Genomic DNA, 15,227 nt, shown 5'->3' with positions numbered 1-15,227 from the left:
GGATACATCCTATTCACCACGAAAGGCATCCATGGATATCCTGTCCTCCACGCTGGCCGCCGGCGGCAACGCCGCTGCAGCGAGCGAATCTCCGATTCCCGTCTGGTTCATGATCACCTCGGGAATCATCGTAGTTGCGATCCTCGTCTTCGACCTCCTCCTCGTCGTCAAACGACCACACACCCCGTCGATGCGCGAAGCGAGCATCTGGGTCGCCTTCTACGTCGCCCTGGCTCTTGTCTTCGCCGGTGCGCTGTTCGCCATCGGCGATGCCCAGCACGGCAGCGAATTCCTCACCGGTTGGCTGCTCGAGTACTCGTTGAGCATCGACAACCTGTTCGTCTTCATCATCATCATGGGCAGCTTCTCGGTACCGCGGAAGTACCAGCAGGAAGTGCTCATGGTCGGCATCATCATCGCCATCGTCTTCCGCGGCATCTTCATTCTCGCGGGTGCGGCGATCATCAGCGCCTTCGTCGAAGTCTTCTTCATCTTCGGCATCTTCCTCCTCATCGTCGCCTACCGACAGGCCTTCAGCTCCGAAGACGAAGGAGACGGCGAGAACGGCCTCATCCGGTTCCTGCGGAAGCGGATCAACGTCGTCGACGAATATCACGGCAACAAGCTGCGTGTGACCCTCGACGACAACAAGAAGTACTGGACCCCGATGTTCATCGTGTTCATCGCCATCGGCTCGACCGATGTGATGTTCGCGCTCGACTCGATCCCCGCGATCTTCGGCGTCACCCAGAACGCGTTCCTCGTGTTCACCGCGAACGTGTTCGCCCTCATGGGACTGCGTCAGCTGTACTTCCTGCTCGGAGGGCTCGTCGACAAGCTCGTGTACCTCCACTACGGAATCGCTGCGATCCTCGGCTTCATCGGCGTCAAACTCATCATCCACGCTCTGCACTCGAGCGATTGGGAGTTCCTCTCCTGGGGTCATTCGATCCCCGAGGTGCCGACCTGGCTGTCGCTGACCTTCATCGTCTTCGCCATGGTGGTGGCCACCCTGGCCTCACTGATGAAGATGAAGAAGGACGGCATCTCATTCCGAGACATGAGCTCCGAGGAGTCCGAAGGGGCCTGAGCCGACCGGACCCGGTCATGCGGGAGCGGACTCGGTGTCGGCACAGAACGAGCGGGGTCCGTCTCGATCTCTGGAGACGGACCCCGCTCTTCTCTGCTCTGTCGGGGCAGACCCGGACGGGCGGTGCGGCGCTCAGCCCTGGGCGAAGGGACCGAACACGGGCGTCCATTCGCGGATGTCCGTCGATTCGATGACACTGAGTGACGCATAGGGATCGGCAGCGAGGTGGCCCTCGACCTCTCTGCGGTCGGCGGCGCTGAGGATCAGCAGTCCTCCCGGCTGGGGATCGTTGTCCAGGGGGCCGGATGCCAGGATCGTCCCGGCCTCATTCATCTCCGCCTGCCAGCGGCGGTGCGCAGGGCGGTGCTCCATCCGCGTATCCGTATCGGGACCATAGTGATAGGTGACGGCGAAGACCGGCATATGTGACTCCTCGGTGTCGAGCAATAGGATGGAACCAGTCTAATCGGAAAGGTCTGTGCATCAGCGTGGCCAGATTGCAGGAGATCCCAGCGGAATTCGCGGACGACGACACGATCTATGAGTCCTTCGGCGAATACTGCGCAGAGATCGGAGTCGAGCCGTACCCGGCTCAGGACGAGGCGTTCCTCACGATCCTCGCCGGCGACAATACGATCATGGCGACCCCGACCGGTTCGGGGAAGTCGCTCGTCGCCCTCTTCGCCCTCTATCAGTCCTTCACTCGCGGGATCCGATCGTACTACACGGCTCCGCTCAAGGCCTTGGTGAGCGAGAAGTTCTTCTCGCTCATCGACGCCTTCGGAGCCGAGAACGTCGGCATGATCACCGGCGACTCCACCGTCAACCCGGATGCTCCCGTCATCTGTGCCACGGCGGAGATCCTGGCCAATCAGGCGCTGCGCGAAGGCGGACTGTTCGATGCCGGAATGGTCGTCATGGACGAATTCCACTATGTCGCCGATCCTTCCCGGGGCTGGGCCTGGCAGGTGCCCCTCCTCGAGATGCCGCAGACCCAGTTCGTCCTCATGTCCGCCACCCTGGGCGACACCGCCGACATCCGGCGAACCATGACCGAGACGACCGGACGGGACTCCTCCGTGGTCACCTCGGCGACCAGACCCGTCCCACTCGAGTACGAATATTCGACAGAGACGCTCTCGGACACTCTGCGCGGACTCGTCCGCAACGACAAGGCCCCGGTCTACGTCGTCTCCTACTCTCAGAACGGTGCCATCGACCTCGCCACCAATCTGCTCTCGGTCGATCTTGCCTCCAAGGAGCAGAAGGCCGCGATCGCCGCCGCCATCAAGGGCTTCTCCTTCGGCAAGGGATTCGGGACCAGCCTGCGCAAACTGCTGCTGCACGGCGTCGGCGTCCACCACGCGGGGATGCTGCCGAAGTACCGCCGACTCATCGAACAGCTCGCGCTGAAGGGTCTGCTGCTCGTCATCTCCGGCACCGACACCCTCGGTGTGGGTATCAACGTGCCCATCCGCTCCGTGCTGCTGACCCGACTGACGAAGTTCGACGGGCGGAAGATGCGCAGGCTCAGCGTCCGCGAGTTCCAACAGCTCGCCGGGCGTGCCGGTCGCGCCGGATTCGACACCCGCGGCTACGTCATCGCCCAAGCCCCCGAACACGTCATCGACAACCTCAAGGCCGAAGCGAAGGCCGCGAACGATGAGAAGAAGAAAAAGAAGAAGGTCAAGAAGAAGGCCGCCCCCGTCGGCTTCGTCGGCTGGTCCGAAGAGACCTTCACGAAACTCATCGAGGGCGAATCCGAGACCCTGCGGCCGCGGATGAAGATCGACCATTCGACGATCCTCAACCTCGTCGCCCGCCCCGGCTCCGATGTCTCGACAATCAGTGACTTCATCGACAAGACGCATGAGAGCAGGGACCGCCGACTCGACCTCAAACTCACCGCGATCAGCATCGGACGCTCCCTCATCGACGCCGGTCTCATCGAGGTCCGCGGCAGCGAGCTCGTCGCCACCCAGGACCTCGGACCGCAGTTCGCGCTCAACCAGCCCCTGGCGCCCTTCGTTCTCGCCGCACTCGACCTTCTCGACGAGGACGACGACACCTACGCCCTCGACGTGGTGTCAATCGTCGAGGCGACCACCTCGGTGCCGTTCCAGATACTCAAGGGCCAACTCGACCGGATCAAGGGGGAGACCCTCGCCGAGCTCAAAGCCGAAGGCGTCGAATACGCCGAACGCATGGCGATCCTCGACGAGATCGAAAGCCCCGCACCCCTGGCCGAGTTGCTCGACCCGGCCTTCGACCATTTCGTCGAGACTCATCCCTGGCTCCACCGGGGCGGCTTCGAACCCAAATCCGTCGTCCGCGACATGATCGAGCAGGCCATGGGCTTCACTCAGTTCGTCGGCTACTACAGTCTCGCCCGGGCCGAGGGCAGCCTGCTGCGCTACCTCACCGACGTCTACCGCGCGCTGCTCCACAACGTTCCCGCGGAGAACCGGACCGAGGAACTCGAGACCATCATCGAATGGTGTGGTGAGACCATCGCGCGGACGGATTCGTCGCTGCTCGACGAATGGCGCACCCTGCAGGGTCTCGACCCCACTCAAGCTGCCGACGATCTGCCGGCCCTCGACCGCCGCTTCTCCGAGAACACGAAGGTCTTCACCGCAGAGATCCGCAATGCTCTGTTCCACCGAGTCCTGCTGGCCGAACGTGCGAACTACACGGAGCTCGGCCGTCTCGACGCCGAATCCGGGTTCGACTCACGGGCCTGGGAGGACGCGATCGAGGACTTCTACGACGAATACGGGGAGCTCATCGTCGACCAGAAGGCCCGTGGCCGGGAATATATCGACATCAGCCCCGGTTCAGACACATGGAGCGTCCGACAGATCCTCGCCGACCCCGACGACAACAGGGACTGGGCCATCGACGCCGAGGTGGACGTGGCCGCCAGCGACGAATCCGGAGACATCGTGCTCCGCATCCTCTCCGTCGGAGAGATCGGCGGATGAGTCTTCGAACCGCTGCGAATACAGCAATGTCAGTGCCGAGTAATACAGTGGTCAGGTGATGAAAACCAATAACGGTGAGCAAGTGACAGGCGTTTCCCATCTCGACACCCTGTGGGTCAAGGGAGCCCGAGCGCACAATCTCAAGAACGTCGAGATCGCGCTGCCGCGCGACTCGATGGTCGTGTTCACCGGCTTGTCCGGTTCCGGCAAATCCTCGCTGGCCTTCGACACGATCTTCGCCGAGGGGCAGCGACGCTACGTCGAATCCCTGTCCTCCTATGCCCGGATGTTCCTCGGACAGATGGACAAACCCGACGTCGACTTCATCGAAGGGCTGTCCCCGGCGGTGTCGATCGACCAGAAGTCGACGTCGCGCAATCCGCGTTCGACCGTCGGCACGATCACCGAGGTCTATGACTTCCTCCGCCTGCTGTGGGCACGGATCGGCACCCCGCACTGCCCCGTCTGCGGTGAGGTCATCACGAAGCAGACACCGCAGCAGATCGTCGACCAGCTGCTCGAACTCGAGGAGCGCACGAAGTTCCTCGTCCTCGCTCCTGTCATCCGCTCCCGCAAGGGCGAATTCGTCGACCTCTTCACCGACCTGCAGTCCAAGGGCTTCTCGCGGGCCATCGTCGACGGTGAGCAGATCAGCCTGAGCGAACCGCCCACGCTGGAGAAGCAGTACAAGCACACGATCTCCGTGGTCGTCGACCGCCTCGTTGCGAAATCGGGAATGCGCCCGCGGCTGACCGATTCCGTCGAAACCGCCCTGGGGCTCGCCGACGGACGCATCGACGTCGAACTCGTCGACGCGGGCACGACCCGCACATTCTCCGAGCATATGTCGTGCCCGAACGAGCACCCCCTGACGATCGACGAGATCGAACCCCGCTCGTTCTCCTTCAACTCGCCGTTCGGCGCCTGCCCCACCTGCGACGGCATCGGCACCCGCCTGCAGGTCGACGAAGATCTCGTCGTCCCCGACGAGGACCTCAGCCTCGGCTCCGGGGCCATCGCCCCCTGGTCGGGCGGCAAACAGGTTGCGAAGTACTTCAACCGTCTGCTCAAGGGTCTCGGCGACGAACTCGGCTTCGATATGAAGACGCCGTGGAAGAAGCTGCCGAAGACTGCGAAGACCGCGATACTCACGGGCAAGGACTACAAGGTCCATGTCAAGTACAAGAACCGCTTCGGTCGTGAACGCACGTACTCGACGGGCTTCGAAGGCGTCTACCAATACATTCAGCGCAAACACGAGGAAACCGAATCCGAGTGGTCGCGGGAGCGCTACGAGTCCTATATGCGGGAGATCCCGTGCGCCAGCTGCGACGGTACGCGCCTCAAACCGGAGATCCTCGCCGTCAAGGTCGGGGACAGGTCCATCGCCGAGGTCTCCGAACTCGCCCTCGACGAAGCGGCTTCCTTCCTCCGTTCCCTCGAACTGAGCTCCCGGGACGCCGCGGTGGCGGCGCAGGTGATGAAGGAGATCAACGCCCGTCTCGGCTTCCTCCTCGACGTCGGCCTCGACTACCTCAGCCTCAATCGGGCCGCCGGTACGCTCTCCGGTGGTGAGGCCCAGCGCATCCGTCTGGCCACTCAGATCGGCTCCGGCCTCGTCGGCGTCCTCTACGTCCTCGACGAGCCCTCGATCGGTCTGCACCAGCGTGACAACCGCCGGCTCATCGAAACGCTCAACAAACTCAAGGATCTCGGCAACACCCTCATCGTCGTCGAACACGATGAGGACACCATCGAATCCGCCGACTGGATCGTCGACATCGGACCCGGTGCCGGCGAGCACGGGGGAGAGGTCGTCTACTCCGGTCCTGTCACCGGCCTGAAGGATGCCGACGGATCGATCACCGGAGACTATCTCTCCGGTCGACGAGCGATCCAGATCCCGCCGACCCGCCGTCCCGTCGACAAGGAGCGGATGGTCACCGTCGAGAAGGCCGTGGAGAACAACCTGCGCGACGTCACGGTGTCCTTCCCCCTCGGTGTGCTCACCGCGGTCACCGGAGTGTCCGGGTCGGGCAAATCTACTCTGGTCAACGAGATCCTCTACACGCAGATGGCGAACGTCCTCAACGGTGCCTCCCGGGTGCCGGGACGGCACAAACGCGTGACCGGCCTGGACAACCTCGACAAGGTCGTCCACGTCGACCAGTCGCCGATCGGGCGCACCCCGCGGTCGAACCCCGCAACCTACACCGGCGTCTTCGACCATGTGCGCCGGCTGTTCGCCGAAACCGAATCGGCGAAGGTCCGGGGCTATCTGCCCGGACGATTCTCGTTCAACGTCAAGGGCGGACGCTGCGAGAACTGCAGCGGCGACGGCACGATCAAGATCGAGATGAACTTCCTGCCCGACGTCTACGTGCCCTGCGAAGTCTGCCAGGGCGCCCGGTACAACCGCGAGACCCTGGAGGTCACCTTCAAGGGCAAGAACATCGCCGAAGTCCTCGACATGCCGATCGAAGAGGCCAACGACTTCTTCGCCGCGATTCCCGCGATCTCACGCCACCTCAAGACTCTCGTCGAGGTGGGGCTCGGATATGTGCGACTCGGACAGCCGGCCACGACTCTCTCCGGCGGTGAGGCCCAGCGTGTCAAGCTCGCCGCGGAACTGCAGAAGCGCTCCCGCGGTCGCACCGTCTACGTGCTCGACGAACCGACGACCGGTCTGCACTTCGAGGACATCTCGAAGCTGCTGATGGTCCTCCAGGGACTGGTCGACAAGGGCAATACGGTCATCGTCATCGAACACAACCTCGACGTCATCGGCAACGCCGATCACATCATCGACCTCGGCCCGGAGGGCGGTCGCGGTGGTGGGCAGATCATCGCCCAGGGCACTCCCGAAGAGGTCGCCGAGGTGGCCGAATCCCACACCGGACGGTTCCTCAAACCGATGCTCAAATCCTGATTCGAATGCCTGATCCATCCACCTACCGTCCGGCCACCGGGTCGATCCCCACCTCGGCCGGGGTCTACAAGTTCCGGGATCCCGACCGGCGGGTGATCTATGTCGGAAAGGCGAAGAACCTTCGCAATCGACTCAACTCGTACTTCGCCAATCCCGCCGCGCTGCATCCGCGCACGTCGACGATGGTCCACACCGCGAACTCGGTGGAATGGACCGTCGTCGACACCGAGGTCGAAGCGCTCCAGCTCGAATGGACGTGGATCAACGAGTTCAATCCGCGGTTCAACGTCATGTTCCGCGACGACAAGTCCTATCCGTATCTGGCGATCACGATGAACGACGAGGTGCCTCGCGCCTTCATCACCCGCGGAAAGCGACGCAAGGGCGTGAAGTACTTCGGTCCGTTCGCTCAGGTGTGGGCGATCAAGGACACGCTCGATCTGCTGCTCAGGGCCTTCCCCATGCGGACCTGCACACCGGGGGTCTACCGTCGGGCCGAACGCAGCGGCAGGCCCTGCCTGCTCGGATACATCGACAAATGCGCAGCCCCCTGCGTCGGCCAGATCAGCAAGGGCGATCACAAGGATCTGGCCCGCAGCATCTCTGATTTCATGTCCGGCAACACCGGCCGATTCATCAGCCACCGGCAGAAGGAGATGGCCAGCGCCGCGGCGGAACTCGACTACGAGCGCGCGGCCCGTCTGCGCGACGAGATCTCCGCGCTGCAGAAGGTCCTCGACAAATCGGCTGTGGTCCTGTCCGTGAGCGCCGACTGCGACATCTTCGCCCTCGTCACCGAGGAACTCGAGGCCTCCGTCCAGGTCTTCCACGTGCGTCAGGGCCGTATCCGCGGCCAACGCGGCTGGATCATCGAACGCTCCGATGATCACACTCCCGCCGAGCTGACCACCGACTACCTGCGACAGGCCTACTCGGGACTCGATGCCGATGCCATCCCGAAGGAGATCCTCGTCGACACGCTGCCGGCGGATCTGGATTCGCTGGAGGCCTGGCTGAGCCAGCAGCGCGGTTCCCGAGTGACCGTGCGGGTACCCGAACGCGGTGAGAAGAAGGCCGCCTTGGAGACCGTGGGCAAGAACGCGAAGGAAGCGCTCGTCCAGCACAAGCTCAAACGCTCCTCCGACCTGACGACCCGCAGCCAGGCTCTCAAGGAGATCCAGGAGCACCTCGACCTGGCGGAAGCACCGCTGCGCATCGAATGCATCGACATCTCCCACACTCAGGGATCGAACGTCGTCGCCTCCCTCGTCGTATTCGAGGACGGAATGGCGAAGAAGCGCGACTACCGACACTTCGCCATCCACGGTGACGCCGCGGCCGACGATACGGCTTCGATGTACGACGTCGTCTCCCGTCGGTTCAGCCGCTACCTCGAACAGATGACCTCCGAGGAGCCCGATGAGCGCTTCGGCTACCGACCCAGCCTCCTCGTCGTCGACGGTGCCGGCCCGCAGGTTGCGGCCGCCACGCGGGCACTGACGGATCTCGGCATCGTCGACATCTCCGTCGTCGGTCTGGCCAAACGACTCGAAGAGATCTGGGTTCCCGACGATCCGTTCCCCGTCATCCTCCCGCGCAACTCCGAAGGGCTCTTCCTCATGCAGCGTCTGCGTGACGAGGCCCACCGCTTCGCCATCACCTACCACCGGTCGAAACGCGCGAAGGCGATGACGAGCTCGGTGCTCGACGATATCCCGGGTCTCGGGGAGTCGAAGCGCACCGCTCTGCTACGTCATTTCGGATCCGTGAAGAAGGTCCGCGCCGCCACCGCCGAGGAGATCTGTGAGGTCAGGGGAATCGGTCCCGCCCTCGCTGCGAAGATCGTCGCGGCTCTGGCCGACTGAGCTCTGCGATTCTGCCCTAGAGTAGTGCCGAGGGACAGTGTGCCCACCGACCGAACGGGCACGAGCAGAGGAGGACGCGTGAGCGTGCAGGCCGAATCGAACGGATCCGACCACCCCATCGAGGTGGTGCTCGTCACCGGCATGTCCGGAGCCGGCCGCACCACCGTGGCCAATGTGCTCGAAGACATGGACTGGTACGTCGTCGACAACCTGCCGCCGCAGATGATGCGTCCGCTCGTCGAACTCGTCGCTCGGGCCGACGGTGCCCTGCCGAAGATCGCCATCGTCATCGACGCGAAAGGGCGGACGAAGTACACCGAGCTGCAGGAGACGATCAGCGATTTCGTCGATCAGGGTCTGTCCCTGCGCATCGTCTTCCTCGACGCCTCCGACGAAGTCCTCGTCCGACGGTTCGAATCGACGAGGCGACCCCATCCTCTGCAGGGGGAGGGGACCCTGCTCGACGGCATCGAAGCCGAACGTGCCGAGCTCGAATCCCTCAGACACCGCGCCGATATCATCGTCGACACCTCCGAACTCAACGTGCACCAGCTCTCGGCGGAGGTGCGCAAGCGCTTCAGCGACGACGACACCCCGCCGCTGCGCCTGACGGTGATGAGCTTCGGATTCAAATACGGACTGCCCAAGGACGCCGACCACATTGCCGACGTCCGCTTCCTGCCCAACCCGTACTGGATTCCCCACCTGCGCGGACACAACGGACTCGACTCCGATGTCGCAGACTACGTCCTCGAACAGAACGGCGCCGAGGAATTCATCGAACGCTATGCCGCAACCCTGTCCACCGTCGCCGAGGGGTATCTGCACGAGGGTCGCGGCTACGCGATGATCGGCATCGGCTGCACAGGCGGCAAACACCGTTCCGTGGCGATCAGCGAACGCGTCGGACGACTGCTCTCGGCCCAGACCGGGATCCCAGTGGCCGTGCGTCACCGCGATCTGGGAAGAGAATGACATGGAGACCGAAGATCTGCCCGTCATCTCCACGGGCGCACAGAAAGACGGTCCCAATATCGTCTCCTTCGGCGGAGGCCACGGACTCTATGCGGCGCTGAGGGCGTTCCGCCTGCTCACCGAAGACCTCACCGCGGTCGTCACCGTCGCCGACGACGGCGGCTCTTCCGGTCGACTGCGCGATGAACTCGGCGGACTGCCTCCAGGCGATCTGCGGATGGCACTGGCCGCGCTCTGCGATGACGGGACGTGGGGGCAGACCTGGCGTGATGTCATCCAGCACCGCTTCGAATCGACGGGTGAGCTGGACGGTCACGCGGTGGGCAATCTGCTCATCGCAGCACTGTGGCAGATCCACGGCGACCATGTGGCCGGCCTGGACTGGATGGCCCGGCTGCTGCGTGCTCACGGTCGCGTGCTGCCGATGTCCTCGGTGCCGCTGACGATCGAAGCCGATGTGAAGTTCCCCGGCTCCTTCCAGGTCGTGCGCGGCCAGTCCGTGCTCGCCTCCACGATCGGCCACGTCGAGACCGTGCGCCTCGATCCGGCGGCCCCACCGGCCCGCTACGAGACAGTCGAGGCCGTGGAAGAAGCCGATGTCCTCAACCTCGGCCCCGGCTCCTGGTACACCTCGGTGATGCCGCACCTGCTCGTGCCCTCCCTCGCGGAGGCGATCGTGGCCTCGAACGCGGTGAAATCCCTCACGCTCAACCTCAGCTCCACCGACGGTGAGACGAAGGATCTGAGCCTCGGCGAACACCTCGTCTCCCTCCACCGCCATGCCCGCTCACTGACCTTGGACTACGTCCTCGTCGACGAGGCGGCTACCGAACGCGAACCCGATCTGCCGCAGCGGGCCGAAGACATGTTCGGGGCGAAACTCTGGGAACGTCCCTTGCGCTCACGGCGGCAGGGTCAGCATGACAGTCTCAAACTCGCGGCATGCTACCGTGACATGTTGTTGGACGCCGGGATCGGCGTCGCCGAGCAGTGGTAGAACTTCAGGTGCAGGAGGACGAGCTATGGCACTGACCGCTCAGGTCAAGGACGAGTTGGCGCGTGTGACGATCACACGCACCTCCGCCCGCAAGGCCGAGGTGTCCTCGATCTTCCGCTTCTCGTCGGCACTGCACCTCGTCAACGGCTCGATCGTCCTGGAGGCCGAACTCGACACCGCTCAGGCCGCCAAACGACTGCGTGCGGAGATCAAGGACCTCTACGGTCAGCACGCCGACATCGTCGTCATCAACGCCGCCGGGATCCGCCGCTCCAACCGCTATCTGCTGCGTGTCACCCGTGACGGGGGAGCGCTGGCCCGCCAGACCGGACTCGTCGACAACCGCGGCCGGCCCGTGCGCGGGCTGCCCTCGGCCATCGTCAACGGCTCCGTGGCCGATGCCGAAGCCGCCTGGCGCGGAGCCTTCCTCGCCCACGGCTCACTGACCGAACCGGGACGTTCCTCGGCACTCGAGGTCACGTGCCCGGGCCCCGAGGCGGCTCTTGCCCTCGTCGGTGCCGCTCGCCGCCTCGGACTGAGTGCGAAGGCCCGGGAGGTCCGCGGAGTCGATCGCGTCGTCATCCGCGATGGCGACGATATCGCCGCACTGCTCACCCGCATGGGCTCCCACAGTGCCGTGCTGGTCTGGGAGGAACGGCGGATGCGCAGGGAAGTCCGCGCGACCGCGAACCGTCTGGCGAACTTCGACGATGCGAACCTGCGCCGCTCTGCCCGTGCCGCTGTGGCCGCCGGCGCCCGGGTCGAACGCGCACTGGAGATCCTCGGCGACGAGGTCCCCGAGCACCTGCGCTATGCCGGTCAGCTGCGAGTGACTCACAAACAGGCGTCCCTCGAGGAGCTCGGTCAGCTCGCCGACCCGCCGATGACGAAGGACGCGGTCGCCGGCCGGATCCGCAGGCTGCTGTCGACTGCGGACAAGCATGCGGAAGAACTGGGAATTCCCGGCACCGAAGCCAGTCTGACCCCGGAAATGCTCGAGGATCGCTAAGATCGAGGCATGAGACGAATCGCCATCAACGGCTTCGGCCGCATCGGTCGTGCCCTGTTCCGTCTGTCCCTCGAACCCGATGCCGATTTCGAGGTCGTGGCCATCAACGATCTCACCGATACGACGACCCTGGCCCATCTGCTCTCCCACGATTCCGTCTGGCCGCGGTTCGACCATGACGTCGAGGCCGCCGACGAGGTGATCATCGTCGACGGACGCGAAATCGCCGTGACCAGCCAAGCCGAGCCGGCCGCCATCGACTGGAGCTCGCACAAGGTCGAACTCGTCGTCGAATCCACCGGACGCTTCACGCGTCAGGACCAGGCCGAGGCCCACCTCGGAGGCACTGTGAAGACAGTCGTGCTCTCCGCCCCCGGAAAGGACGTCGACGCCACCCTAGTCATGGGAGTGAACGAAGACACCTTCGACCCGAGCGTGCACTCCGTGGTCTCGAACGCCTCGTGCACGACGAACTGCATGGCCACCGTCGTCAAAGCACTCGACGACGCCCTCGGCGTCGAATCCGGTCTGCTCAACACCGTCCACGCCTACACCGGCGATCAGATGCTTGTCGACGGACCCCACCGGGATCTGCGTCGTGCTCGCGCCGCCGCCGTCAACATCGTGCCCACCACGACCGGAGCTGCTCGCACCGTCGGCCGCGTGATGCCCCACCTCGAGGGCAAGCTCGACGGACTGGCCGTGCGCGTGCCCGTGCCCGTCGGATCGATCATCGATTTCACCTTCACCACCTCCACGAGCGCCGACCGCGACGAGGTCAACGCAATCCTCGCCTCCGCGGCGGATGAATCACCCTATCTCGACTTCTCCACCGACGAACTAGTCTCCAGCGACATCGTCGGCACCACCGCCTCGGCGATCGTCGATTCCAAGCTCACGATGGTTCTGGGAGACCAGATCAAGGTCGTGGCCTGGTACGACAACGAGTGGGGCTACACGAACCGACTCACAGACATGGTCAGCTACATTCTCAGCGAAAGGGACTCATGAGGACATTCGACGATGCGGGCATCTTCGCCGGCCACACGGTGCTCGTCCGCAGCGATCTCAACGTGCCGATGGACGACGGCACCATCACTGACCGGGGGCGCATCCTGGCCTCGGCCGGAACCATCAGGTCCCTCGCCGAGGCGGGAGCCAAGGTCATCGTGATGTCGCATCTGGGTCGGCCCAAGGGAGAACCGGATCCGCAGTTCTCGCTGGCCCCGATCGTCCCCGAACTCGCCGACGCCATCGGCCGCCCGGTCGCCTTCGCCGCCGACACCGTCGGTGAGGATGCGCAGACGAAGGCCGCGGCCCTGTCCGACGGTGAGGTGCTGCTGCTGGAGAACCTCCGCTTCAACCCCGGCGAGACGGCGAAAGACGATGCGCAGCGCCAGGAGTTCGCGTCCCGCCTGGCCGGACTGGCCGACGACTTCGTCTCCGACGGTTTCGGCGTCGTCCACCGCAAGCAGGCCTCGGTCTACGACATCGCCGGACTCCTCCCGCACTATGCCGGTTCGCTGGTGCGCGCGGAAGTCGAAGTCAGCGACCGGCTGCTCAACGATCCCGCCTCACCGTTCACCGTCGTCCTCGGCGGGTCGAAGGTCTCGGACAAACTCGGCGTCATCGACAACCTCATCGACCGTGCCGACAATCTGCTCATCGGCGGGGGAATGGTCTTCACCTTCCTCGCCGCGCTCGGCCACGACATCGGTTCGAGCCTGGTCGAGAAGGACCGCATCGACGATGTCAGGGGCTACCTCGAACGCTCCCGGTCCGGAGGGGCCCGCATCGTCCTGCCCACGGACATCGTCATGGCCGCCTCCTTCGCCGCCGACGCCGAGCACTGGGTCCGGCCCGTCGCCGAACTCGAAGACACTCCGGCCGGAGCCAACGGCCTCGGTCTCGACATCGGACCCGAATCGGCCCGCACCTACGCTGAGATCATCGCGGGCTCGACCACCGTGTTCTGGAACGGGCCGATGGGCGTCTTCGAATTCCCTGCCTTCGCTGCCGGAACCAAGGCCGTCGCCCAGGCACTGACCGATGACGCCAGCGGTCGGGGACAGCGGCTGACCGTGGTCGGCGGCGGCGACTCCGCGGCCGCCGTGCGCAGCCTCGGCTTCGCCGACGATGCTTTCGGCCATATCTCCACCGGCGGAGGTGCCAGCCTCGAATACCTCGAAGGCAAGACCCTGCCCGGACTCGACGCACTCGGATGAGGAAGACACACACCATGAGCGACCGCACCCTGCTGCTGGCAGGCAATTGGAAGATGAACCACGATCACCTGGAGGCGATCTCCGCTGTCCAGAAGCTCGCTTGGGCTCTCGAAGACGCCAAACTCGACGACAGCCATTGTGAAGTCGTCGTCATCCCGCCGTTCACCGACATCCGTTCGGTGCAGACTCTCGTCCAAGGCGACAAACTGTGGCTGAAATACGGCGCCCAGGACGTCTCCCAGCACGCTCCCGGAGCACATACGGGAGAGATCGCCGCTTCGTTCCTCTCCCGCCTCGGCTGCAGCTACGTGGTCATCGGACACAGCGAACGCCGCGCGGACATCCAGGAGACCAACGAGGTCGTGGCCGCGAAGATCAATGCCGCACTGTCGGCCGAACTCACCCCGATCATCTGCGTGGGCGAGTCCCTGGAACAGCGGCAGGAGAAGAGCCACATCGAGTTCACGCTCAGGCAGCTGGATGAATCCCTGGCCGGCTTCGACGCCGCTGATCTCTCCGGCCTCGTCATCGCCTACGAACCCGTGTGGGCGATCGGCACCGGTGAGACCGCAACGGCCGCCGATGCCGCCGAGATGGCGTCGGCGATCCGCGCACGCATCGGTGAGAAGTACGGCGACGCTCTTGCCCAGACCACCCGCATCCTCTACGGCGGATCGGTCAAGGTCGACAATGTGGCAGAGATCGTCGCCTCCGCGGACGTCGACGGCGCGCTGGTGGGCGGTGCGAGCCTGAGCGGCCCGGACTTCGCCGCTTTGTGCAAGGCCGCAGTCGCGAAGTAGACTGACAGACGCATCATTCGACGAAACACTCGACGAAACATAGGTTGAATCCGACGTGGAAATCCTCAACATCATTCTCATCGCTCTGCTCGTGCTCACGAGCATCTTCCTCACCCTGCTGATTCTCATGCACAAGGGCAAGGGCGGTGGCATGTCCGACATGTTCGGCGGCGGAATGTCCTCGTCGCTGGGATCCTCGGGCGTCGCCGAGCGCAACCTCAACCGGTTCACGACGCTCATGGCGATCATCTGGGCGGCCTGCATCATCCTGCTGGGCGTCCTCACCCGCTTCAACGCCTGAGCAGACGAACGAGGAGGACCCCGACCATTCCGGTCGGGGTCCTTCTCTGTGC

Annotated in this window: 12 protein-coding genes; 11 read left to right on the top strand and 1 reads right to left on the bottom strand. The window is 64.3% G+C overall.

The features are described 5' to 3' along the window. The first annotated feature begins 31 nt into the window (after nt 1-31). A complete protein-coding gene (locus tag QYM46_RS09810; RefSeq protein ID WP_169252333.1) occupies nt 32-1,090 on the top strand; it encodes a TerC family protein in 1,059 nt (352 codons plus the stop codon). A gap of 132 nt (nt 1,091-1,222) precedes the next feature. Here QYM46_RS09810 and QYM46_RS09805 read toward each other — a convergent pair whose 3' ends face one another. Further along, on the bottom strand, nt 1,223-1,513 hold the full coding sequence (locus QYM46_RS09805; protein ID WP_432788810.1) for a YciI family protein: 291 nt from the start codon (nt 1,511-1,513) through the stop codon (nt 1,223-1,225). Nucleotides 1,514-1,578: 65 nt separating this feature from the next. On the opposite strand from QYM46_RS09805, the gene QYM46_RS09800 reads away from it, so the two are divergent. The 10 genes from QYM46_RS09800 to secG all read left to right on the top strand — a co-directional run bounded on the left by QYM46_RS09800 (nt 1,579) and on the right by secG (nt 15,175). Then, a complete protein-coding gene (locus tag QYM46_RS09800; protein WP_432788809.1) occupies nt 1,579-4,074 on the top strand; it encodes a DEAD/DEAH box helicase in 2,496 nt (831 codons plus the stop codon). Nucleotides 4,075-4,132: 58 nt separating this feature from the next. Next, entirely contained in the window at nt 4,133-7,003 is a 2,871-nt protein-coding gene (gene uvrA, locus QYM46_RS09795) for an excinuclease ABC subunit UvrA (protein ID WP_432791730.1), read from the top strand. Nucleotides 7,004-7,008: 5 nt separating this feature from the next. Beyond that, nucleotides 7,009-8,868, top strand: coding sequence for an excinuclease ABC subunit UvrC (gene uvrC / locus QYM46_RS09790; RefSeq protein WP_432788808.1), 1,860 nt, complete (start codon nt 7,009-7,011; stop codon nt 8,866-8,868). Between the two features lie 141 nt (nt 8,869-9,009). Beyond that, nucleotides 9,010-9,843, top strand: coding sequence for an RNase adapter RapZ (gene rapZ / locus QYM46_RS09785; protein WP_432791729.1), 834 nt, complete (start codon nt 9,010-9,012; stop codon nt 9,841-9,843). Between the two features lies 1 nt (nt 9,844). After that, entirely contained in the window at nt 9,845-10,840 is a 996-nt protein-coding gene (locus QYM46_RS09780; RefSeq protein WP_432788807.1) for a gluconeogenesis factor YvcK family protein, read from the top strand. 25 nt (nt 10,841-10,865) lie between these two features. Beyond that, nucleotides 10,866-11,849 carry a DNA-binding protein WhiA gene (gene whiA / locus QYM46_RS09775; protein WP_025777783.1) on the top strand — a complete coding sequence of 328 codons (984 nt, stop codon included), beginning with the start codon at nt 10,866-10,868 and terminating at the stop codon, nt 11,847-11,849. Between the two features lie 9 nt (nt 11,850-11,858). Then, on the top strand, nt 11,859-12,860 hold the full coding sequence (gene gap / locus QYM46_RS09770; RefSeq protein WP_432788806.1) for a type I glyceraldehyde-3-phosphate dehydrogenase: 1,002 nt from the start codon (nt 11,859-11,861) through the stop codon (nt 12,858-12,860). Continuing rightward, complete coding sequence (locus QYM46_RS09765) at nt 12,857-14,074, top strand: phosphoglycerate kinase (RefSeq protein WP_169252326.1); 1,218 nt, start codon at nt 12,857-12,859, stop codon at nt 14,072-14,074. The genes gap and QYM46_RS09765 overlap by 4 nt, the downstream gene beginning before the upstream one ends. 14 nt (nt 14,075-14,088) lie before the next feature. Further along, on the top strand, nt 14,089-14,874 hold the full coding sequence (gene tpiA, locus QYM46_RS09760) for a triose-phosphate isomerase (RefSeq protein ID WP_432788805.1): 786 nt from the start codon (nt 14,089-14,091) through the stop codon (nt 14,872-14,874). A gap of 55 nt (nt 14,875-14,929) precedes the next feature. After that, nucleotides 14,930-15,175, top strand: a complete 246-nt coding sequence (gene secG / locus QYM46_RS09755; RefSeq protein ID WP_152346380.1) for a preprotein translocase subunit SecG — start codon at nt 14,930-14,932, stop codon at nt 15,173-15,175. The last annotated feature ends 52 nt before the right edge of the window (nt 15,176-15,227 follow it).

This window comes from Brevibacterium sp. K11IcPPYGO002, assembly GCF_050920635.1.
Classification (GTDB): Bacteria; Actinomycetota; Actinomycetes; order Actinomycetales; family Brevibacteriaceae; genus Brevibacterium.
The sequence above is the reverse complement of the archived record's forward strand: the minus strand, read 5'-3'. Positions and strand labels throughout refer to the sequence as shown.